General features: G+C 45.5%; 19 protein-coding genes and 1 pseudogene. 6 read left to right on the top strand and 14 right to left on the bottom strand.

Annotated elements, in window-relative coordinates; genetic code table 11:
* Positions 1 to 174: 174 nt before the first annotated feature.
* From QUB12_RS06275 to QUB12_RS06260, 4 genes and pseudogenes are all read right to left on the bottom strand, one after another.
* Entirely contained in the window at positions 175 to 306 is a 132-nt protein-coding gene (locus QUB12_RS06275; RefSeq protein ID WP_333140760.1) for a hypothetical protein, read from the bottom strand.
* A 168-nt stretch (positions 307 to 474) separates the two neighbouring features.
* A pseudogene (iscB, locus tag QUB12_RS06270) lies at positions 475 to 1751 on the bottom strand (RNA-guided endonuclease IscB).
* Positions 1752 to 1850: 99 nt separating this feature from the next.
* Positions 1851 to 2018 carry a hypothetical protein gene (locus tag QUB12_RS06265; RefSeq protein ID WP_333140758.1) on the bottom strand — a complete coding sequence of 56 codons (168 nt, stop codon included), beginning with the start codon at positions 2016 to 2018 and terminating at the stop codon, positions 1851 to 1853.
* Positions 2015 to 2344 (bottom strand): hypothetical protein, encoded by a 330-nt coding sequence (locus QUB12_RS06260; protein ID WP_333140756.1) that lies wholly within the window; start codon positions 2342 to 2344, stop codon positions 2015 to 2017. The genes QUB12_RS06265 and QUB12_RS06260 overlap by 4 nt, the downstream gene beginning before the upstream one ends.
* A gap of 73 nt (positions 2345 to 2417) precedes the next feature.
* On the opposite strand from QUB12_RS06260, the gene QUB12_RS06255 reads away from it, so the two are divergent.
* On the top strand, positions 2418 to 2858 hold the full coding sequence (locus tag QUB12_RS06255) for a hypothetical protein (protein ID WP_333140754.1): 441 nt from the start codon (positions 2418 to 2420) through the stop codon (positions 2856 to 2858).
* Between the two features lie 109 nt (positions 2859 to 2967).
* Here the strand turns inward: QUB12_RS06255 and glnA are convergent, their stop codons facing one another.
* Entirely contained in the window at positions 2968 to 4389 is a 1422-nt protein-coding gene (glnA, locus tag QUB12_RS06250) for a type I glutamate--ammonia ligase (RefSeq protein ID WP_333057654.1), read from the bottom strand.
* A 340-nt stretch (positions 4390 to 4729) separates the two neighbouring features.
* On the opposite strand from glnA, the gene apcB reads away from it, so the two are divergent.
* On the top strand, positions 4730 to 5239 hold the full coding sequence (gene apcB / locus QUB12_RS06245; RefSeq protein WP_333036060.1) for an allophycocyanin subunit beta: 510 nt from the start codon (positions 4730 to 4732) through the stop codon (positions 5237 to 5239).
* A gap of 538 nt (positions 5240 to 5777) precedes the next feature.
* Here apcB and QUB12_RS06240 read toward each other — a convergent pair.
* Positions 5778 to 6017, bottom strand: a complete 240-nt coding sequence (locus QUB12_RS06240) for a hypothetical protein (RefSeq protein WP_333140752.1) — start codon at positions 6015 to 6017, stop codon at positions 5778 to 5780.
* A gap of 471 nt (positions 6018 to 6488) precedes the next feature.
* On the opposite strand from QUB12_RS06240, the gene QUB12_RS06235 reads away from it, so the two are divergent.
* Both QUB12_RS06235 and QUB12_RS06230 read left to right on the top strand, forming a co-directional pair.
* On the top strand, positions 6489 to 7490 hold the full coding sequence (locus tag QUB12_RS06235; protein ID WP_333300354.1) for an SAM-dependent methyltransferase: 1002 nt from the start codon (positions 6489 to 6491) through the stop codon (positions 7488 to 7490).
* A gap of 135 nt (positions 7491 to 7625) precedes the next feature.
* On the top strand, positions 7626 to 8315 hold the full coding sequence (locus QUB12_RS06230) for a hypothetical protein (protein WP_333140748.1): 690 nt from the start codon (positions 7626 to 7628) through the stop codon (positions 8313 to 8315).
* Positions 8316 to 8521: 206 nt separating this feature from the next.
* Here the strand turns inward: QUB12_RS06230 and QUB12_RS06225 are convergent, their stop codons facing one another.
* The 6 genes from QUB12_RS06225 to QUB12_RS06200 form a co-directional block, all read right to left on the bottom strand.
* A complete protein-coding gene (locus tag QUB12_RS06225) occupies positions 8522 to 10042 on the bottom strand; it encodes a DUF697 domain-containing protein (RefSeq protein ID WP_333140746.1) in 1521 nt (506 codons plus the stop codon).
* Between the two features lie 198 nt (positions 10043 to 10240).
* On the bottom strand, positions 10241 to 10849 hold the full coding sequence (locus QUB12_RS06220; protein ID WP_333140744.1) for a Uma2 family endonuclease: 609 nt from the start codon (positions 10847 to 10849) through the stop codon (positions 10241 to 10243).
* 148 nt (positions 10850 to 10997) lie between these two features.
* Entirely contained in the window at positions 10998 to 12446 is a 1449-nt protein-coding gene (locus tag QUB12_RS06215) for a slr1306 family protein (RefSeq protein WP_333140742.1), read from the bottom strand.
* Between the two features lie 250 nt (positions 12447 to 12696).
* Complete coding sequence (locus QUB12_RS06210; RefSeq protein WP_333140738.1) at positions 12697 to 13119, bottom strand: thioesterase family protein; 423 nt, start codon at positions 13117 to 13119, stop codon at positions 12697 to 12699.
* A gap of 273 nt (positions 13120 to 13392) precedes the next feature.
* Positions 13393 to 14475 carry an ATP-dependent 6-phosphofructokinase gene (locus QUB12_RS06205; RefSeq protein WP_333140787.1) on the bottom strand — a complete coding sequence of 361 codons (1083 nt, stop codon included), beginning with the start codon at positions 14473 to 14475 and terminating at the stop codon, positions 13393 to 13395.
* 311 nt (positions 14476 to 14786) lie between these two features.
* Positions 14787 to 15029: a hypothetical protein gene (locus tag QUB12_RS06200; protein ID WP_333140736.1), complete on the bottom strand. Its 243-nt coding sequence runs from the start codon at positions 15027 to 15029 to the stop codon at positions 14787 to 14789.
* A gap of 137 nt (positions 15030 to 15166) precedes the next feature.
* On the opposite strand from QUB12_RS06200, the gene QUB12_RS06195 reads away from it, so the two are divergent.
* Positions 15167 to 15673, top strand: a complete 507-nt coding sequence (locus QUB12_RS06195; protein ID WP_333140734.1) for a hypothetical protein — start codon at positions 15167 to 15169, stop codon at positions 15671 to 15673.
* Between the two features lie 287 nt (positions 15674 to 15960).
* Positions 15961 to 16776 carry an FkbM family methyltransferase gene (locus QUB12_RS06190; protein WP_333140732.1) on the top strand — a complete coding sequence of 272 codons (816 nt, stop codon included), beginning with the start codon at positions 15961 to 15963 and terminating at the stop codon, positions 16774 to 16776.
* A gap of 673 nt (positions 16777 to 17449) precedes the next feature.
* On the opposite strand, the gene QUB12_RS06185 is transcribed toward QUB12_RS06190, so the two are convergent.
* Complete coding sequence (locus tag QUB12_RS06185) at positions 17450 to 19030, bottom strand: glycosyltransferase (RefSeq protein WP_333305998.1); 1581 nt, start codon at positions 19028 to 19030, stop codon at positions 17450 to 17452.
* Positions 19031 to 19151: 121 nt separating this feature from the next.
* On the bottom strand, positions 19152 to 20594 hold the full coding sequence (gene xylB, locus QUB12_RS06180; protein ID WP_333140728.1) for a xylulokinase: 1443 nt from the start codon (positions 20592 to 20594) through the stop codon (positions 19152 to 19154).
* Positions 20595 to 20685 lie beyond the last annotated feature (91 nt).

Genomic DNA, 20685 nt, shown 5'->3' with positions numbered 1-20685 from the left:
CCAATGACAATAGTTTTGAGTTGCGAGTCATACCATTTGAGATTTTAGATTGTAGATTTTAGATTAAAAATGACTGATGACTATCAGGGTTTGGAGCTTTTCTACAGTTACGTTATTTTTTTAAGCTCCTATCACGCAAGGGTTGCGCGGAGCACACAAAGCAACCTCATACACTCAAAACTTGTCAGGTTCCGTCGAGTCTGAAGCCTCAACACTAGCAGACTCTTGTTGAAATTTTCGCGCCTCTTCTACTTCTAATCTAGCCAGAGTAGTCGCCACATCAGCTAACTGTAAAGCCAGATTCATCCGACAAATCGGGTTTTTTTCCCTCCAGAGGTCTTTTGCCAAGAAATGCACTCGCGGGGCGAAACATTTTAATTGAATTTGGCGGAGTAACTTTCACCAGAAAACGAGCGAGAAGCCCCTGGCTTTAGACATGGGGAGGAAAGCGGCTGCGACTTCAGTCGCCTTGAATCAAAATCCATAGGAATAGCCATCTTTTTTGTGAATAGGTTGGCAATATTTATGACTAATTCCTGCTACTCTTCCCTTCATTGTAGCGATGTCGAACGAACCGGATGCACGGCAAAGAACTCGTCCCACGTAGGAACCGACTTTCTTGCCTGCGGTGACTGTCGCGCCAACAATATCGCCAGGAGAGAAAACCCACATGGATCTGCTTTTTTGATCTATGTCGAATTGGGAAGCCAAACCGATCCGTGCCACACATTTGTCGAGTACCGTGTCCTGCTGCTTTTATTAGCAGCGGTTGAGAAGTCAGCACCTTTAATTCTTCGACTTTACCTACGCAAGCAGCATCTAACCAGTGAGATTTAGGTAGCTGCAAACGAGTGCGATTGAATTTTGTCAAGCCGCCACTACCAGTAGAAACTGGTAAACCAGTCATACGGAGTTGATTAAATAACGCCCAGCGAGTCGAATTAACGGCTGCTGCGTCTTTTAATGGACGTTTTGCTTGAGACAGGATCTTTTTCAAGACATCTGGCTTCTTAGAGAGGAATTGCTCAATGCCTTGAGTTCCTTTCTTGACATTGCATTTTTCACAGGCAAGACAAAGATTAGAAATGCGATTAGATCCGCCTTGGGCTTTGGGATGAATATGTTCGACTTGTAGTGGTGTATCTGTAGCTCCACAGTACGCGCACTTTCTATCCCACTTATTCAACAAATATTCGCGGATCTCGTAACCACATAAAACGCCTTGCTGATACTCCAGTCCACTAATCTCTGGATTTTCTAGTTGTTGTAAGTCAAATCGCACAAGTTCTTGAGCAATAGAACCAATGGGAGCGACTTTCATCAATCTAGTTGCCCAGGTTAGGGTTGTTTCGACACGATGTTGTAGGCTTGGAGCCAGCCACCCTTTCGGGCGAGTTCTATTTAAAAATTTCGCTTTTCGATAGCGAGTATGGCGATTTCTTCTGCTCCTACGCAGTGAACGGCGAGATTCCAAGCTAGCTTTAATTGATTGACCGGGCGTGAGCTAGTTCTGCACCAAAGATTACGTCCTCTCCTTGCACTAATGCGATTCCAGTAGTTTTGGAGCCAGGGTCTAATTTAAGAGTGATTGGTTTTTGGGGTGCTGTTACCTCTACTTTGAGAATGAGTGTGAATGGATACCTTTTAAAAACAGCAGCTTTGCCAGTGGTTAGCAATTTGCGAGCCAATCCTGGGCGGATTGGATTGAGCGGTCGTTTGTGACTATCAAGTACAAAAACGAAATTAGACATAAAGTCCTCCATTCCTGGGTAATGTTCGCTCCCTTGAATGTTTTATGAGCTTGTTATGCCAAAAGCACTGGTTTAACCCCGCCCGAGCCTGTTTAACTTTTAGCGATAGAGCGGAAAACTAGCGTCGCATTCTCCGGTATCATGACTCAAAAAACGTAGGTCTAATCCTGTCTCTGGTAAGGTTCGGGCTTTCTTCTTGCACCGCTGGCGATCGAGCCGGACTTCCCAAAAGCCCCCGCTTTTAAGCGTGGGGTTCCTTACGGTCATAGTCTTTCTTCGGTTGAAGTCTGAATGCCCAGCAGCACCCGTTCTAGCTCCAAGTAAACAAATGTCAGCATGATTACTTTATCTTCATCGGTGATTGTAACACTACAGGTTGCCGATCGAGGTTCAACGCCTTCGTGCCTTACAACTACAGTATATTTTCCCTGCTTCAGGTTATCAAAATTCACATCGGCCTCAAACAGATCAACTGTCTCCTCGGCCACCACTCGTCCTTCTTGAGTCAGTAAAGTGACAAACGCAATGCCGTCAACTGAAGTCATGGCGACGTTACTCTGATTGCGGATCATCACAAAAATATCGGACATCATTGGGTCATTGGTAATTGCTAATTGCTAATTTAGAATGAGTGCATAATCTCACAAACAAAGGAGCATAAATACAGTGAATTATTTCAAGTTTTTGCTAATTTTGACTATTAGTGCAGCGGTTCTCGGTTTGGGAAGAAGTGGGGCCCTAGCTGCTGTCTGGAATATCTCTGAGAATGAGCCTGGTTTGCAGATTCACGGCGTGCGGGTTGCTCAAAGGGACGATCGCAATTTAAGCAACTCGAAAGGTACATTAAAAGAAGGCAGTGCCATCTCTGTCGATCCAGATGATGTGGTTGGCATACCAAAAGCTGAGGCGCGGCAGCGTTTCATTCTGAATAAGATATATCGGGTTCAGGAAGGCACTACCGCTGAGGATTTGTTTATTGTTGATGAGAAAGCAAATAAATGGGCTGTAGAGGATGTCTCAGAAGCTACAGAGGGCGCTACTACTCACAGCGTTGCCCAGATAGTGTCGGGTGACGGGAGAGTCTGGGCGTTGATCCAGAAGTTCTAAACTCAAAAAGAACGCCGCTTTTAAGGGCGGCGTTCTTTTTAATTAAAAATCACAGGTTAAAAATGGTATAATTACCATTTTTAACTTTTAATTTTCAATTATTAATTTTCTAACAGTCGTAGTAGAGAGCAAACTCGTAGGGGTGAGGACGCAGCCGCATCGGGTTGACTTCATTGTCGAGTTTGTAGGAAATCCAGGTTTGGATGAAGTCTTCAGTAAATACGCCGGTTTCAGTTAAGAAACTGTGGTCTTTTTCTAAAGCTTCTAAAGCGCCTTCCAAGGAACCGGGAGTTGAAGGAATTTTGCTCAATTCTTCAGGGGAAAGGTCGTAGATGTCCACGTCCAAAGGTTCGCCCGGATCGATTTGATTCTTGATGCCGTCTATGCCGGCGCACAGCATGGCTGCAAATGCTAAATAGGGGTTGGATGTGGCATCGGGACAGCGGAATTCTAACCGCTTGGCTTTGGGGTTGGTTCCCGACAACGGAATCCGCACTGATGCCGATCGATTCCCTTGAGAGTAAGCTAAGTTTACAGGCGCTTCAAAGCCCGGAACTAAACGCTTGTAGGAATTGGTCGTGGGGTTGGTGATTGCCAAAAGTGCCGGTGCGTGCTTGAGAATGCCGCCGATGTAATGCAGTCCCATTTGACTGAAACCAGCATATTGATCGCCTGCAAATAGAGGCTGGCCGTCTTTCCAAATCGACTGGTGAACGTGCATCCCGGAACCGTTGTCGTTAAACAGCGGTTTGGGCATGAAGGTGATGGTTTTGCCGTATTTTTTGCCGACGTTTTTGATGACGTATTTGTAAGTCAGCAAGTAGTCGGCGGCTTGTACTAAAGTGGCAAAGCGGAAACCGAGTTCGCATTGACCGCCGGTGGCGACTTCGTGGTGGTGCTTTTCGATGGGTACGCCGCATTTTGCCATTGTCAGCAGCATTTCCGTTCTCATGTCTTGAGAGGTATCGGTTGGTGCTACTGGGAAATAACCTTCTTTGTAACGCGGTTTATAGCCGAGGTTGCCGCCTGCTTCTTCTTTGCCGGAATTCCAACGACCTTCGATCGAATCTACGTAATAGTAGCCGGAATTTTGGGTTTGGTCGAAGCGAACGTCGTCAAAAATAAAGAATTCTGCTTCCGGGCCAAAGAATGCTGTATCGCCGAGACCGGTGGAAAGCAAGTAGTCTATGGCTTTTTGGGCAATGGTGCGGGGACAGCGACTGTATGGTTCGCCGGTGCGAGGTTCTTTGATGCTGCAAATGAAGCTGATGGTCGGTTCTGCCATGAACGGGTCCATCCAAGCGGTGGTCGGATCGATTACCATCGTCATGTCTGATTCGTTGATGGCTTTCCAGCCCCTAATGCTGGAACCGTCGAAGGGTACGCCGTCTGTGAATGCGGTTTCGTCGATTTGGTCGTGGTACAGGGAAAGGTGCTGCCAGATCCCCGGCATATCGATGAATTTTAGGTCAACTATCTGGATCTTATTTTCTTGTATGTAGTTTAAGGCTTCTTGGGGTGTCTGGAACATGACTTACTCCTGATATTGGTTGTGTCTTGGCGATCTGCCGATTTCAGACTGTTTGGGCGATCGTAGGCCTTCAGTATCCACTATTTTGTATCTATGGCTACAAAATTTTGAAATAGTGGCCCAGTGTGGCCGGGCAGTTTGAGATTCTTGCCCTGTGGATTATTTTTCGGCTGAACATACAAGGCAAACGGCTGAATTTTACGACAGTTTGCCGCGGATAGACTACCCTTCGTGAAAATCCTATCTCAAATCTTAATCAAACGCCGATTTGTAGTAGTCTACAATAGGCGGTCTGTCTCAGATAGCAAAGTATTGATAAAGATTTTTGGGAGAGAAACTTATGCGCGATGCAGTGACGAGCCTGATTGAAAATTATGATGTTGCTGGTAGGTATTTAGACCGAGATGGTATCGATCGGTTGAAATCTTATTTTGCAACGGGCACGGCACGGGTACAGGCGGCGGCGGCGATTAACAGCAATGCTGCGGCAATTGTCAAGCAAGCTGGTATTCAGCTATTTGCTGAACAGCCGGAACTGATCCGTCCCGGGGGAAATGCCTACACGACTCGTCGCTACGCGGCTTGTCTGCGGGATATGGACTACTACTTGCGCTATGCTACTTACGCCCTGGTGGCTGGAAGTACCGACGTGCTCGACGAGCGCGTGCTGCAAGGTTTGCGAGAAACTTACAATTCTCTAAGCGTTCCCATTGGCCCGACGGTGATGGGGATTAGCATTATGAAGGAGATGGTTAAGGCTCAAGTGCAAGCTGCTGGCTTGTCTGTGGGGCCTTTTTTGGATCAGCCTTTTGATTACATGATTCGCGAATTGAGCGAACAAGATATTTAACTACCAGCCGGGAAGTCCCTCGGTATATTTAAAGGGGATTAATCTGAGCGCTGCGCGAAGTACCCCGAATAAATTACCGAGCGTGATGAAAGGCTCGTCGGGTGTAGGTATCCAAAGCGACAATTATTTCTGTATATCCCTTGATAATCTGGAAATACTCTGATACTATATTGGCAAGTGGAGGTGGAACTACCTCACTATAAAAAGCCTTTGAAAAAAAGGAAAAAGAAGCCTGCGGTCTAACTGTACTCAGTCTGTACTCAGTTGACCGTCAGGTTTGTTCACGTCAATTTGCTAGTTCTTTTAGCAGCAAATTCCGCTTGTTGCTTGCAGTTAGCAGCAGTTGGATCGATCGCTTTTTTTGACCTCACAGCCTCCAAGCGATCTTTTTTTATGGGTTATGCCATTTGAGATTAAAGATTTAAGATTAAAAATTATAGATTAAAAATTATAGATTAAAAATTTTAATAAGGGGGAATGACTAACGAATTAAGGCTTTGGAGCTTCCCTATAATTGCATGGTTGTTTGAAACTCGTGCTAAAAATCGCCAACACATCCCCAGACGAGGCATTTGTCCAGGGGATTTTTGCTTTGGCGCAGAGCGACTTGTGCGACGGTTGTTGCTTCTACTTCGCCGTTGGGGTAAAGAATGTGGATGATGTCACCGCTGACGAAGGCGAGGGGATTTTCTTGACAATTGCCAGGATTTCTGATAGGAAAGTTAATTGTTTTCATGGTCGATCGCCCTGATGGTATTTGTAGCGCTTTTAGCTGCATATAAATCATCCGCTAGTCGCAAAAATTATTGTGTGATTCTACGGATGTTTATCTGTGATAAAACTACACACTCAGAGCGATCTCAGTCACATCATGTGAGGTGGGGCGATCGCCCCGCGACAATGGAAAAACCAAAATAATCGCCAAAAATTAGCAGTGGGGCTTGTGCGTAAGTGCTAATCTGGTACTGTTCTTAACCCATTGGTGTCAACTTAACGTCAAACCCCATCACAGACTGCTGTGTGGCTATTAAATCTAGATCCCCCCTAGCGAGCGGGCGGGCACGGGGAGTAGGGGTCGCACCGCCCCTACGAAGGGGGGGACAAGAGTCTTTTCAAAGTCAACCCCTACTCCCCTTCTTTAGGGGGATTTAGGGGGATCTAGACTTAGCGTAAAAACGAGATTTCCCAAGGGTTTCAGGCGATTGTTGACATTAATGGTTCTTAACCCTATCCGTACAGATTAAAAACCTTGGCTAAACAGCGACTAGACACTTTATTGGTCAGCCTAGATTTGTGCAGTTCCAGACAGCAAGCTCAGGCCTTGATTCGGACTGGGAAAGTCTCCATCAACCAACAGGTAGTTGACAAACCGGGCACTGAGGTTGACATTGCAGCAAAAATTCAGATCAAAGAGCGATCGCGCTATGTTTCCAGAGGCGGCGACAAATTAGCCAAAGCTTTAGAAGTTTTTGCGATTCCCGTTGCAGGCAGAATTTGTCTCGACGGTGGCATTTCCACAGGCGGTTTTACCGACTGTCTCCTGCAAGCCGGCGCTGCCCTAGTGTACGGCGTAGATGTTGGCTACGGTCAAGCAGATTGGGGCTTGAGGAACGATCCGAGAGTAATTTTGAAAGAACGCACCAATTTGCGGTACATGACTGCTACTGAGCTTTACGGCAATTCACCCCCCCCAGCCCCCCCTTGTCAAGGGGGGGAGCAAAATTCACCCCCCCCAGCCCCCCCTTGTCAAGGGGGGGAGCAAGATTCACCCCCCCCAGCCCCCCCTTGTCAAGGGGGGGAGCAAGATTCTTTGCCAATAGGGGTTTATGCAGATTTGGCGGTAGTAGATGTGTCGTTTATTTCCCTGGATAAGATTTTACCCGCGCTGTGGGAATTGTTGGTACCACCGCGAGAAGCAGTGTTGCTGGTAAAACCGCAGTTTGAGGTAGGGCGGGAGAGAGTCGGGAAAAAAGGCGTAGTGCGAGACTCAGCAACTCAAGCTGATGCGATTTTTCAAGTGTGGAAGGCAGCCACAGCTTTAGGATGGCAGCAACGCGGCTTAACGTGGTCGCCTTTACTTGGCCCGGCCGGTAATATCGAGTATCTTTTATGGTTGGGGATCGATCGCGAACAGGAGCCAGAGCCGAGGGCGATCCTCTTCGAGGGCTGCGCTAACGAAGAGGATGTTGTGAAGGAACGGATCGCACAAGTTACCAAAGCGGCGGCGCGGGAACTTGTCGATCGATTGTAGATTGTAGATTGTAGATTGATTTCAAGATGTCAAGCTAATCTATTTTAAAAGTCAAATTAGGAACTCCAGATTGATCTAAAATTTCAATTTTTTTGTCAATCAGACTCCTAAACTTTCACAAGAGTGAATAATTCCATGCAATCATTCAAACAAGCCGGCTCGATTTTACTCTACGTTCTAGGTGCCATCGGATATGTAGCAATTGTAGCTAGTATTGTAGGCGTTTCAATGCTCATCAAGTGGGCAGCTCTGCTACTGGCAGACAAATTATTATATACAATTCTGATTATCGGGGATTTGTTGAGGGGTATCGAAATTATTGAACTGTTAAATATATTGGTATTTGCATTTATCGGTATGGGAGTGGGTGTGGCGACAAGGCTTCTACACCCTCAATACGGTCGCAAAATTAGTGCGGCTTTGTTGATAGTTATAGTTCCCTTAGTTTTCATGATTACGCCAGCCATCAGATATAATTCTTGGCTGGAAAAAGTAGGAGAATCCGATAAATTATCGCCTCCGGAAACTGCCACATTAACTAACTCATTTTTGAACAGAAAGGTAGGACTGCCTGGTTTTATCGGTTATTACGTATATAGTGGTCAGTTTCCGGTTATTCCGACGAAACAATCAGAGATGAAAGACCTTGACAGCTTTGAAAAAAAAGTTAATTCCAGATTTGTACAGTTCACAGGTATTGCTCCGACTATTGTTTCTTGGTCAATGCGGGTTTGTTTTTGGCTGATTAGAATATTTTACTTTTCTATAGCGGTAATTGCGACGATCGCGCATTTTAGGGAAGGTGTTAGAATTGCCAGACGGTAATACGATTTTCGATTTTGGATTTTCGATTTTCGATTAGAGAATTGGGAATTACTGATGAGTATGGTGGTTGGGAGTTTACCTACAGTTGCATACTTTTTTGACCATTGTGTAAGAAGAAAAGCATTAGGGTGAGTCAGATGCTAGCTCTTCGATTATTCACAAATAACCATCTGGTGACGCACCCTACTCAACTACTAGGGCAATTTTTAATTGCCAATTTTAAACTCTTGCTGCAGGCGATCGATAATTGTATTACGCTCGATGGTGGCGAGAATGTCTTGAATTACCGTATCTTGTCCAAGGGGGCCCCAGGTGCAGCCTTTTTCTAAATAAACTTGGGCGGCGCGACCGACAGCGTAGGTTCCGTAAGCTGCTAAACTAGCTTGAGTGACAGCAACTCCGGCAAAAGTAGAAAAGCCGATGTGCGGGGCCGCAGCGGCCGCAGTTTTGCCAAATCCCAAGAGGAAACTGCTACCCAATTCTCCCAAAAGTACGCCGCCAGCGCTGGAGAAAATAGTCTGCCAAAGTTTCCCGGCTTCGTAACCAGTCATAGGTAAGCCGTAAAGTCTCGATAAAGAGCGAATTAACGCTAAATCTGCGACACTTGCTCCCATTACATCCAAGAAAGCCACGGGATTTAAACCGACAGCCAAAGCTTTATATTTTGCAAATTGCCAGATTAAATCTTCGGCTTCTGTTTGCCGCAATTTGAGAACGTGACGGGCAATGTTTGCTTCGGCATCTCTAGCTTCAACTAAAGCATTTAGAGCGAGGAGCGATCGACCTTCTCTGTTAAGAATTGTCAAAATTTTATGTTTGAGTTCGTCTATCTGCGCGGGCGGCGACTCCCATTCGTAAGTGACTCTTCCGTCGGACCATTCCACCCGCACTTGCACCGGCGCTGGTTCGGCGGCTACCATGACTATTTCTAAAGATTTGGAAGTTTTAGGCGGTGATTTTACAGTAGATTTATCGGAGGAGTTGTTTGGGCGATCGGACAAATTTTCGCTATCTGTTTCCTCTATTACCGCAGCGGCTGCTAACTCTTCAGAATTTCCCAGCGCTTGCAAACTTTGGTAAATAGCTTTTCTGTCTAATTCTGGATACAGGTCAATTTTATTAAAAACTAAAATCACCGGTTTTTGAGCTGTTTGCAATTCGCACAGTGCTTGATATTCAGTTCGGGTAATATCGCCTGCAACGACAAACAGAATTAAGTCAGCTTGGCGAGTTACTTGTTTCGCCATTTCGCCGCGCACTTCGCCGCCAACTTCATCAAGTCCGGGAGTATCGATTAATTCTACTTGCACCCCTCCTTTCCCCCCCTTGGCAAGGGGGGGTTCCATAAGCCCCCCCTTGGCAAGGGGGGGTTGGGGGGGTTCCTCGCTGTCAAGGAAGGATAAAGGCACACTCCAGCGCACGGAACGCGGCCACTGAGTCACGCCGTTGAGAGGGCCTGTTTGCAGAATTTTATGACCTAAAAGCGCGTTTAATACGGCTGACTTGCCACGGCTGACTAAGCCGAAAGTAGCAATGCGGATTATGTTGTGGTCTAGTTTTTCTGAGGTGGAAGTTAAAATATCTAACTGATATTGCAGCGCCGCTTCTAATTCTGTATTATTCGAGTTTTTTTTGCCTTGGCGCAGGTGAGAGTAGCGCGCCAGGGATTCGCGCAAACTGGCACGGGCAAGAGATAAGCGATTTTCTTGAAGGGAATTGTCAGCCATTGGCGATCGGCTTGTTTAAGCAGGTATAATTGATCGTCGAATTATAAATCCTATTTCTTATTTTAATACAATTTAAAAAAAAAATCTAGCTTTTTAGTTACTAATTTTCCAAAAAATATTGAACGGGCATCTTGCCCATTCCACAATCACAAAAAATTTTTGTGGAACAGGCCGGAAAGCCTGTTCTTTTCCCTAACACTAGGCTCCGCCTCGGAAAATTTGATCGACGTTCAACTCCATGTTAGGAAATGTAGACGAAATAATGCGATCGCTCCCTCTGAACTGTGTAATCCTATACTCTCCGTCCACAAGCTGACAAACCGAAAGCGTGGGTTGTTTGGGGTCGCCAATATGACGTATACCGCCGAATCCAGCATAATCCGCAATCCAATATTCGAGAATTCCCATCATTTCGTAATCTGCCAACTTTTTTAGATAATCGTCGCGCCAGTTGGTACTGACAACTTCAACAAGTAGCGGGATAGATGTTCCTTGGGTGATTGTTGCTGACTTCAACCATAAGGGTTCAGATGCTAAAGCCTGACGGTTTAATAACAAAACATCAGGGATATATCCTGTATCTTTAGCTGGTGGCTTAACTAGCGCTTTCGAGGGAATGCGGTATGGAAGTTGCAGTTCGGTGTAGAGCAGCGTAAATTCTTGAACAAGGTATGCTGTGATATCTTCGTGTTCTCCTGTTGGCTGCATTTCAACCATTACCCCATCGTGAAGTTCGTAGCATCTGTTCTCAGCTTTGGATTCTATAAATTCTTCAAAGGTTAGTATTTTTGGTTGAGTTTGTATCATCGTGCAAACTGTCTTTGATTGTATAATAGAAGGAAGAAGGAAAATATTAACTGGTTCCCCTGCTCTGCCGGGGAACGGGCAAGATGCCCGTTCCACAACAAAAAACTGTCTTGTGGAACAGGCCGGAAAGCCTGTTCCTTTATTTTACTTAATTGACCGCCGACTTAAGGGTTTCGGGTCCAGATACCTGAGAGGAAAGGCGACTCGCCACTTGGTTGACGAAAGATTGCAAGAAAGAAACTTGCTGATTTTGCGTAAATACGGCTTGCAAAGTTTTAGTCAAATGGTCGATATTTAAAATGCCTATTCCAGCATTTTCCCCTTCTCGACTTTGGAAATATTCAATTAAACTCAGTCCAGCTATTCTGGTAAAATATGCTGCACTAATTCCCTGCACCGCGCCTCCTGCTACGTAGGTGACGGCATTGCTTTTCAGCAGTCCAGTAATAGTTTGGGTAGACATTTCTACCAACCCTAATTTAAACATTTGACTTGCCAAAGTTGCCGCTACTGTCTTAGCTTGGTCTAAGGAAAACTTTTGCTGGTAGATAGCGCCGAGGTCGATTACAAGTTGGGTACTGATGGCGGTTGTTGCTAGCAAGTCTAAAGCTGGAACCGGGTTAGTAAAGACGGCGGCGGCGGCGATGTACTGATATTGTTCGATAATGGGAAGTGCCCGATCGCGCCTGACTGCATTTAATAAGGTTTTCGCCTCTAACTTGATACTTGCAGCCTCGCGCACTGCACTCGCCCAGACCAACTGTTGCCGTTCTTCAGTTAAGATTTTAGTCAATCTTTCGGTCAGCCCGTCGAGTTGAGAGACTTGATTTTCGATGCGTTCTTGAACTGTGCCGTCCGCTTGGTGCTGCCGCACTTTAATAGAATTGGGAGAAGCTGCGATCGCAATTATCTCTTCTGTCCCCAATATTCCTTGCATTTTCTGCTGCAAAGAGTGCAAAACCTGCGACTGCTGTTCTGGCAAATATTGGTCTTGTTTGTTCCAGACTAGCAGCACGCGCTGACCTGCAGACGCTAGCTGAGATAATGTTTGAAATTCCGAATCTGTGATGTCGCCCGCTGTCACAAACAGCACTAAATCACCGTTGATTTTGGCATCGGCATTTGTATTAGCAAACAGCGCTGCTGTTTCTTGTAAACTAAGCTTTTGCGAGTGTTGAGAGACCCAATTAGAATTTAAAACTTGAATTAAGGCAGTTTTGCCGACAGCTTTGCCGCCAGTTACGGTAATCCGTAAATCTTGTCTATCTAATTCGCTTCTGAGCCGATCGAGCTGTGCTGTTAGATTAGCAGGATCAGCAGAGTTTGGAGCTTCTGAAGCGAGCAATTTAATTGCTGTTTCTGAAGTCGCGATCGCTTTTTCGGCTGCTTCCCGGTTGGCCAGGGGTTGCGGGAGTGCGAGTTCGAGTTTGGGGGATTGTTGCTTCCACCACCAATACCCCGCACCGGCAGCCGCCAAGCCGATGAGTGCCGTTTCGCCCATTTCTGAACCCGAATGCTGTAGAGTTTCCAGCAGCCACAGCGCTGCTGAAAGTCCTATTCCGCCTATCAAAATCGGTCGCCGCAAGTTAAGTGTCATTTTTTCCTTCCTGTGGGTATTGTCACCAAGCTTAACCTTCGCCGGCTTGGCCTCCCTCCCTATATTCCATCGTACCTCTGCGGCATCCAAACTGGCAGGCGGGCGATCCGACTTTTTGCGATCGGGATTTGCGGCCCCGGCGACAATCAACTTTTTGCACTTCTACAAAGGGGGAATGAAGGGCTGAAGCCGTCACTACAAACCAATAGATTTTTACAGGATTTTGCAAATATAATAGTTGATTTTGGCTTTATGTTGGTAATGCTTGAGATTGTGATTCAAAAATATCAATTATTTGTTTGGGAATTGCTCGCGGGCGCATGGTGGTCACTTCAACCCAAACCCAAAGCGCCTCTGCTTTTAACAATATTTCGTCACTTCCAGCCAAGCGAATTTCGTAGCGGCGGACAGCGCGCGGGCCGCGCATTTGTTCGATCCAAGTGGATATCTCCAATCGATCGCCCGAGGCTGCCGATCGCAAATAGTCAATCTCTATCCGCCGCATGACAAAGACGCCGCCCAATTCCCGGTAGCGATCGAGTGTAAATCCCAAGTGTTCTAAATGTTCGATCGCAGCGTGTTCTAAATAATGCTGGTAGACAGCATTATTTACGTGACCGAGGGCGTCCATTTCGTAATGGCGCACTCTAATTTGTGCAGTAAATGGTGCCAATTTCTCACCTTTCCACTTGTTGCGGTATTTTGTAGTTCCGAGTGCGATCGCGCTCTGGGTCGATACTCGATCGGAACTGATTGCAAGTTACACTAATCATAGTTGAAACGCCACTACTTCCAGGTTAATATTAGTCGTGGAAGCACGATCGGTGAGCACCTTGGTTTTTTAACCACAATACACTGGCTTAAAACCCTCAGTCTCGGTTAACCCAGTTTCGTGGTTCTGAGTGCGTCCCCGACTAAACCTTTGAGAAATCGGACGGGTAATTGTTTAGTCTCCCAGACAAATCCCTAAACCGCGGGCAGTTTTAACCAGAGTACCATCGAAGTCTACAGGTCTGTATTTGGCGATCGCATCTTCCAGAGGAACGCTCACAACTTCCCGCTTTTGCCAAGATACCATGCAGTCGTATTTCTCTTCGGCAATTAAATCAACTGCTGCGATGCCAAAAGCAGAAGCAATTAATCTTTCTAGCGATGAAGGAGTTCCTCCGCGTTGAATGTGTCCCAAAACGGTGACGCGAGTTTCTGCACCGCTGCAGTCAGAAATTGTATCAGCTAAATACTGACCAATTCCGCCTAATCGACTTTGACCTAAACGATTTGTGTGCATTACTAATTCGCCTTCTTCAGTGCGAACTGCCTCCGCTACTATAATTAAACAGTAGTTTTTTCCCCGGTCTTGGCGTTCTTGGATTTGGGCACAGATTTTGGAAATTGTGTAAGGGATTTCGGGAATCAGAATTATATCAGCTCCCCCTGAAATTCCGGCACTAATTGCAATATGTCCGGCGTCGCGTCCCATGACTTCAACAATCATAACGCGGCTGTGACTGGCCGCAGTAAAATGCAAGCGGTCGAGTGCTTCAGTGGCAATATTGACAGCAGTATCAAAACCGATGGAACGCTCGGTAATTCCGACATCATTATCAATAGTTTTAGGAATAGCAACTAAATTCAAATTACCTTGTTGAGCAATCTTCCTGAGAATGGCGAGACTGCCATCGCCACCAATGCCAATTAAGGCATCCAGACCTAGTTGATGATAGCCTTCGATAATGTCCTCAGCCCGATCGCGTAGAGTCCCATCCGGCATCGGGAAAGCAAAAGGGTCGCCCTTATTTGTCGTGCCTAGCATCGTACCACCAATGGTGAGCCACGAGTCTACTTTCTCAATATCCAATGGAATTGCTTCAGGGGGACGACTCATCAATCCGTTGGTGGCTTGACGAATCCCCATCACTTTCCAATTGTAAGTTCCCGTTGCGCGGTAGACAACGGCTCTAATAACTGCGTTTAAGCCTGCACAGTCACCCCCGCTGGTGAGGATACCGATACATTTTTGTTCTCCCATAATTGCCCGACTTTTGTTACTCTGAATATGAGTTGATATTTTTAGATCCCGATCGTCCAATCCTGATTTTAGACGTAAATAGGTAGGCAAAAATAAACTTTACTCTGTAACAGAATGTAAAGCTATCATAACTTTTGTGATTGCTTTCATAAGATATCGCTCCTTTGGGGAGCGTTTCACTCGTTTTTGACTACTTATGTATTTTCAAGCTTCATCGACCTAATTGAGTGCCTCATCTCTGAAGCATTCCACAAGTTCGATCGCCAACTTGCGTAGCATCGCCAATCACCGTCTCCAACAAAACATCAATTTTACTTGGGATTGAGGCGTTTAGAAACTTGGTTAATTATACCGCTGAGAATAGCACCGCCCATAAGAATTCCGAGGGCGGGATTAAATACGGGCTGCCAGAGACTGTACCACAAATCAAAACCGAGATTCACGCCAGTCGATCGACCTGCTACTGCGATCACAAACCACCCAAAAATGGCAAAGACGAAAAACACATCAGCTACTAAAAACAAGTTGAGCAAGTTAAGAAATTTATCTTTCATTGTCGAGGGTTCCTTTTGAGTGTATATGTGTCAAGTTTTGGCAAGCGGTTGGTAATGGAGCGGATTGATAGCTGCAACTGGCGATCGAATAAAGATAAAATATCATTCAATTGTTTTCGCGCACAGGCTGTCAAAATATGGTTCGCTATACACTTCCTCAAAGCCCCGAAATTATTTTAACTGTCAAAGGGAAAGATTCAGCCAAAGCCCGCGAAGAAGCGATGGATCGGCTGATGGAGCTCATGGATGAGGGCAAGCTGCCTACGGAACTCGTGGAGGGATTTGGGCCCAAGCAGTTTGTTGAAGTTAAGGATATCGAAGATGCTGCGTCTGAAGGCGAGGACGCGATTACTGAAGCCGTGCAGATTTTGAGCAATTTGGCAAGTCTCAAATTGAAAGTGATGGAATCCCGCGAAGAAGCACTCAAAATCCGGGCGGCGATCGACATTTTGTTTACAGATGAGGCTGTGACTGCCGAGGAAATTAGTCGTTTGAAAGATGGTTTCAAGGTTCTCAAAAACTTTGCTCAAGCTAACGTCCGCTATCGAGAAGCTAGAAGTAAAGCCGAAGAAGCGCGGGCAATTCTCGACGAAGCTTTGCAATCTGTCGAACCGGAAAACAAGGCGCAGAAATCCGCGAAATAGTAGCAGGTTGCATTGACACTCACATCTTGCACCATTCTCGCTTAACAGGCAAGATCCCTGTTTCACCAGAAAATTCACTCTTTGTGGAACAGGCCGGAAAGCCTGTTCCTAAAAAAACTGATTGAGAATGGTGCAATATCTCAGTTGAAACCTATTTCTGTCATTGCGATCCGAAGGGAAGCAATCGCAAACCTCGGCGATTGCTTCGTTTTTTTTATTCGGACATATAATAACTCTGCTGGCAGACATAATATTAATTATATCCACATTTAAATCTGGGAAAAATTGTGAGCCAACAAACAGAACCTCTTAGAAACTCGATGTCAGGCAGCTTGTTGCTGGCTAAACAGTTAGGTTTTCAACCAAGAACTGTGATTGATGTCGGTGCCGCCTTGGGAACTTTTAACCTTTACGAAACTTTCCCCAATTCGCGACATTTGCTAATTGAACCCATCGCCGAAAATGAACCTTACCTCGCCAAAATTTGCCGCAAGCTCAAAAGTGCAGAATACATTATTGCTGCAGCGACCAAAGAATCGGGAGTTTTCACCCTCAACGTCAGTCCCGGTATGGTGCATTCTTCACTTGCTGAAAATCGCGTTACTGACAGCAGCAATCCTTATTTGAGGAACATACCAGCAATTACCCTGGATGGAATATGCAGGGAAAGAAACTTGCCAGGCCCGTATTTAATTAAAGTTGATGTAGACGGACAGGAATTAGATGTTTTAGCAGGAGCAACTGAGATTTTGCAGCAGACTGAATATGTAATTGTAGAAGTTACTTTATTCGGTCAGATGTATGATGTAATGAGTTTTATGAAGTCCCAAGGCTTCGCAGCTTACGATATTGTTGATTTGGCATATCGCCCGATTGATTCAGCTTTGTGGCAAGTTGACATGGCTTTTGTTAAGGAATCCGGCCACTTCCGAAGAGAGAGGGGTTACGCGACAGGAGAGCAGGATATCGAAGCACTTAACTCGCATCTCAAAGCTTATCGGGAAAGTTTCATCCAACACATTGAGACTCATTACAGCGACCCAATAGAGCCGGAACCACAGGTCACTCAACCTGTTTTGGGCGAAGATTATGTCATCATTTAACTCAACTTGCTTCCATGATACCAAATCCGGGTCGCACTTCGCACGCTTATTTAATTAACCCTCAACATCTAAAAAACTGGTTTTCTAAATGCTGCTATTGTCCTCTATAAGCTTGCAATCTGTTGTAAATTGGCTTTCATGGGATATCAGAAAGTGGGAATGCCCTAATCCGGCAGGGTTGTTTCATTCTCTTGTAGGGGCAAACCCCCCGTGGTTGCCCCGATGCCTGAAATACCCATGAAATCATCTGTGGGTGAGGGCGGGCACGGGGGCACCGCCCCTACAAAAGCCTGATTTTCCGTAGGGGCAATCCTCCCGTGGTTGCCCCGAAACTACAAAAGCCTGGTTTTCCGTAGGGGCAATCCCCCCGTGGTTGCCCCGAAACTACAAAAGCCTGATTTTCCGTAGGGGCAATCCCCCCGTGGTTGCCCCGAAACTACAAAAGCCTGATTTTCCGTAGGGGCAATCCTCCCGTGGTTGCCCCGAAACTACAAAAGCCTGATTTTCCGTAGGGGCAATCCGACCCCTACTCCCCGTGGTTGCCCCGAAACAGCCCTACGCTGTGACGGGAGAGTGTCAACTACCACAATTAATCCCAAGGCGCTTTTGTGGTGGATTGTTGAGTTGCTAGCAGCCTAAGCTGTCAACCATTAACCAGTGGAGGCGGTCAATTCTATTTCTTTAGCCCAAGGTATTGCTGCCAAAATATAGTAGATGTCATTTCCTTTGAAGCACTTTTCCATTTTTCACTTACGGATGACCATTCATTAATACCTTCAGCAGCAACTTTAAACCACCTAGTCAAAAGGTTAGTACCAGCTACTTTATCTACCTCATTTTGGTTGTTATAGCTTTTACTAAGCTTTACAATGCTCATGTGAAAGCTTTCTGGGTCAGTGTTTTTGATAAAATCTGGGCCTTTTAGATAGTCTTCAAAAGCTTTTACAACCATCTCTACATGATTGTAATCAAAGTTTGCTAAAGCCTGAAGGATTACTTTTGTCAAATGCTCAACTGCAGCCATATATTCTGGAGAGTAATGGATGGAATAAGCTATTAAATCATTGCGGATATAATAATAATTTTCCCAATTTACATTTTTGGCCGCCGCTGGTTGGTGCCACACCGCCATTGATGGAAAAGCTACAATGTTATTGCCCAACTCTTTTATTCTTAAACCAAACTCTACATCATCTATTTTGATAAATAAAGGCAGCGGTAATTGAGTTTGTTCAACAAGTTCCTTAGAAAAAGAGAAAAACCAAAATCCGCCATAGTCTACATCTTCTTCCTTGAGCAACCTGTTGAGAGAATTAGAATCTCGTAAATCGATATTATAATTTAAAGCAATTAATGCCCCAGGCCCAAATCCTCTAGTTTTAGAATAGGCGTTGTACGATGCTCCTGCTTCATACAAGATATGCTTTTTCTGTAAATTTAGCAGTCCACCCGCTACAGCAAAATCAGAATTGGCGTATTCATACAAAGGAAATAATTTATAAATACATTCACTTTCTAACTCTATATCATCATCCATAAGCAAAAAGTGAGAATATTTTTTTTCCTCTAAAGCTTCCACCAACCCTCTGGTAAAGCCCCCGCTTCCACCAGCATTTATATTAGGAACTAGCCTCAGTTTTGACTTTCCAAAATCAGCTTCATCTAAAGTTCTACCATTATCAACAACGAATACTTTAAAGTCCTTGGTTTCTAGTAATTCATCTTGAAAAATTGCCTTTAATGTATTTTGTATGAAGTCCTCTTTTTTAAAAGTGCAAATTACAATCCCCAAGGATGCTTCTCTAGTTTTACTTTGATCGGTTGCTATCCATGCCCCTTTAAATTCACCCTGTTCACTAGAACAAGTTATTTCAAAATATATTCTGCCCGCTTTTTTGCCTTGAAGGAGATTTATTGGTGAGAGTTTTACAGGATCTGAGAATTGACATTTATCAAAGCTTTCTTCAGAAATTATTTCTTTGTTTTTTTGTCCATCAAATTCTCGGTAAACAGAAACCTTAAAATCGCCTTCAAGTTTCAGCACATAGTAGATAGAGCTAAGAGTTGTATATTGAGTATAAAATCTCTCATAAAACGAATTAAAGTAAGAATTTGAGGAGACAACACCCCCCTGAGATAAAACAACTTTTTTGTCATTTTCCTGGTAGTTTATAGATGCAGATTCATTACACCGTATATATACATCGGCGCTTTCGGCGGATTTTGGGAGCTTAATTCCAGCTAATATGTTCATGTAATATGTACCTCTTCTTGTAGTAAACTTAGTAATTTAATTTGACTGCTCTTAAGCAGTCTTAGCTTAAGAATAATTTGTAGCTAGCTTCTAGCACGTCCTCCTTTAGGCATAACTGCTATCACATTTTTTTAAGTCGTGGATAAAGGGATTGATATCGAAACCAAGCCTCTTCTAGGATTGGATCAACTGATTGGGGAGTGGCAGCAAGCATTGGTGTGGCTGCCAGTTTGATGGTGTCATTAGCATCTGCGTATACGCCAATTCCGATACCCGCCAGTAGAGCAGCACCACGCGCGGAAGCAGCAGCAACTGTAGTTGCATAGAGGGGTATTCTCAATACATCGGTCAGTAATTGTTTCCAAGGCATTTCTGCCGTTCCACCGCCTGCTAAACGCAGTTCTGTCGCTTTAAAACCTGTTGCCTCAAGTGCCTCAAAACCTTGTCGCAAGGCAAAAGCAACTCCCTCTAAAGCCGCCCGCATCAAGTGCGCCTGTGTGTGATGAAGTCCCAGCCCCACCCATGCCCCACGTATATATGGATCAAGGTGTGGAGTTCGCTCACCCGTGAGGTAGGGCAAAAATGTCAACCCTTCACATCCTGGGGGAACAGAAAACGCTTTAGTATAGACTTCCTGCCAGCTCAAGCCGAGGATACCTCGCACCCACTCAAGCGCTAACCCGGCATTTTGCATTGCTGCAAGGGTGTACCACTGGTTAGGTAGGGCGGTTCGATAGAGATGTGTACGACCATGACGATCGATAATTGGTTGCGATCGAGGTGTAATGATTTGAGCGCCTGTGCCAATGGTTAGTTGAACCAATCCAGGCTCTAGTAGTCCGTTACCAAGCGCCGCCGCTGCCGTATCCGCAGCACCAGCAATAACGGGTAAGCCAACTCTTAAGCCAAGATGCTCTGAAGCAATAGTTGTTAGGTAGCCTGCGATCGCACTAGAGGGGATAATTTTTGGTAACCAATCACCACGTAGATTCAGCGCTGAGACTGCATCCTCTGCCCAGTTATCCGACACAACATCGTAAAGCAAAGTACCGCTAGCATCAGATGGTTCCGTTGCAACTTCTCCAGTCATCCGTAACCGCAGCCAATCTTTTGGCTGGAGTGCCCAACGCGCTTCGGTGTAAACATTAGCCTCGTGTTCTCGTAGCCACAACAAAGTGGGGCCCGCCATTCCAGCCGTAATCGGGTTGCCCAAGCGCTCTAGAATAGCCGCATCGATCGAATGATAAGTGTTCAGCGTGGCACTAGAGCGAGTATCTGCCCAGAGGATAGCAGGGCGCAGGGGCTCACCAGACTCCGAAGCTAGGACAACACCGTGCATTTGCCCTGAAAGTCCGATCGCCTGTACCCGATCAGCGTGATTTCCCACTGCCTTCCTAACAGCCGAGGCAACCGCTAACCACCAATCTTCTGGTTCCGACTCAGCCCATCCAGGTTGGGGTGCATGAACAGGATAGGAGTTTGATGCTTCACCTATAGTGGTTCCGTCTGTCGCTAGGAGCAATGCCTTAGCAGAGCCTGTTCCTAAATCTATTCCAAGCAGCATTGGGCTAATCCTCAATTATTCAGTGTCTTAGGATCGTGGATTAAATAACTTCGTAGGTTGGGTTTCGTTCCTCAACCCAACCTACAAAAAA

Source organism: Microcoleus sp. B7-D4 (genome assembly GCF_036705125.1).
Taxonomy (GTDB): Bacteria; Cyanobacteriota; Cyanobacteriia; order Cyanobacteriales; family Microcoleaceae; genus Microcoleus.
This window is presented reverse-complemented; position numbering and strand designations above follow the sequence as displayed.

What these genes read in the sequence shown, in the direction of transcription:
- QUB12_RS06275 (WP_333140760.1), bottom strand. Translation starts at nt 306, where the DNA reads ATGAATCTGGCTTTACAGTTAGCTGATGTGGCGACTACTCTGGCTAGA.
- QUB12_RS06265 (WP_333140758.1), bottom strand. Translation starts at nt 2,018, where the DNA reads ATGACCGTAAGGAACCCCACGCTTAAAAGCGGGGGCTTTTGGGAAGTC.
- QUB12_RS06260 (WP_333140756.1), bottom strand. Translation starts at nt 2,344, where the DNA reads ATGATGTCCGATATTTTTGTGATGATCCGCAATCAGAGTAACGTCGCC.
- glnA (WP_333057654.1), bottom strand. Translation starts at nt 4,389, where the DNA reads ATGTTCCAGACACCCCAAGAAGCCTTAAACTACATACAAGAAAATAAG.
- apcB (WP_333036060.1), top strand. Translation starts at nt 4,730, where the DNA reads ATGCGCGATGCAGTGACGAGCCTGATTGAAAATTATGATGTTGCTGGT.
- QUB12_RS06240 (WP_333140752.1), bottom strand. Translation starts at nt 6,017, where the DNA reads ATGCAGCTAAAAGCGCTACAAATACCATCAGGGCGATCGACCATGAAA.
- QUB12_RS06230 (WP_333140748.1), top strand. Translation starts at nt 7,626, where the DNA reads ATGCAATCATTCAAACAAGCCGGCTCGATTTTACTCTACGTTCTAGGT.
- QUB12_RS06225 (WP_333140746.1), bottom strand. Translation starts at nt 10,042, where the DNA reads ATGGCTGACAATTCCCTTCAAGAAAATCGCTTATCTCTTGCCCGTGCC.
- QUB12_RS06220 (WP_333140744.1), bottom strand. Translation starts at nt 10,849, where the DNA reads ATGATACAAACTCAACCAAAAATACTAACCTTTGAAGAATTTATAGAA.
- QUB12_RS06215 (WP_333140742.1), bottom strand. Translation starts at nt 12,446, where the DNA reads ATGACACTTAACTTGCGGCGACCGATTTTGATAGGCGGAATAGGACTT.
- QUB12_RS06205 (WP_333140787.1), bottom strand. Translation starts at nt 14,475, where the DNA reads ATGGGAGAACAAAAATGTATCGGTATCCTCACCAGCGGGGGTGACTGT.
- QUB12_RS06200 (WP_333140736.1), bottom strand. Translation starts at nt 15,029, where the DNA reads ATGAAAGATAAATTTCTTAACTTGCTCAACTTGTTTTTAGTAGCTGAT.
- QUB12_RS06195 (WP_333140734.1), top strand. Translation starts at nt 15,167, where the DNA reads ATGGTTCGCTATACACTTCCTCAAAGCCCCGAAATTATTTTAACTGTC.
- QUB12_RS06185 (WP_333305998.1), bottom strand. Translation starts at nt 19,030, where the DNA reads ATGAACATATTAGCTGGAATTAAGCTCCCAAAATCCGCCGAAAGCGCC.
- xylB (WP_333140728.1), bottom strand. Translation starts at nt 20,594, where the DNA reads ATGCTGCTTGGAATAGATTTAGGAACAGGCTCTGCTAAGGCATTGCTC.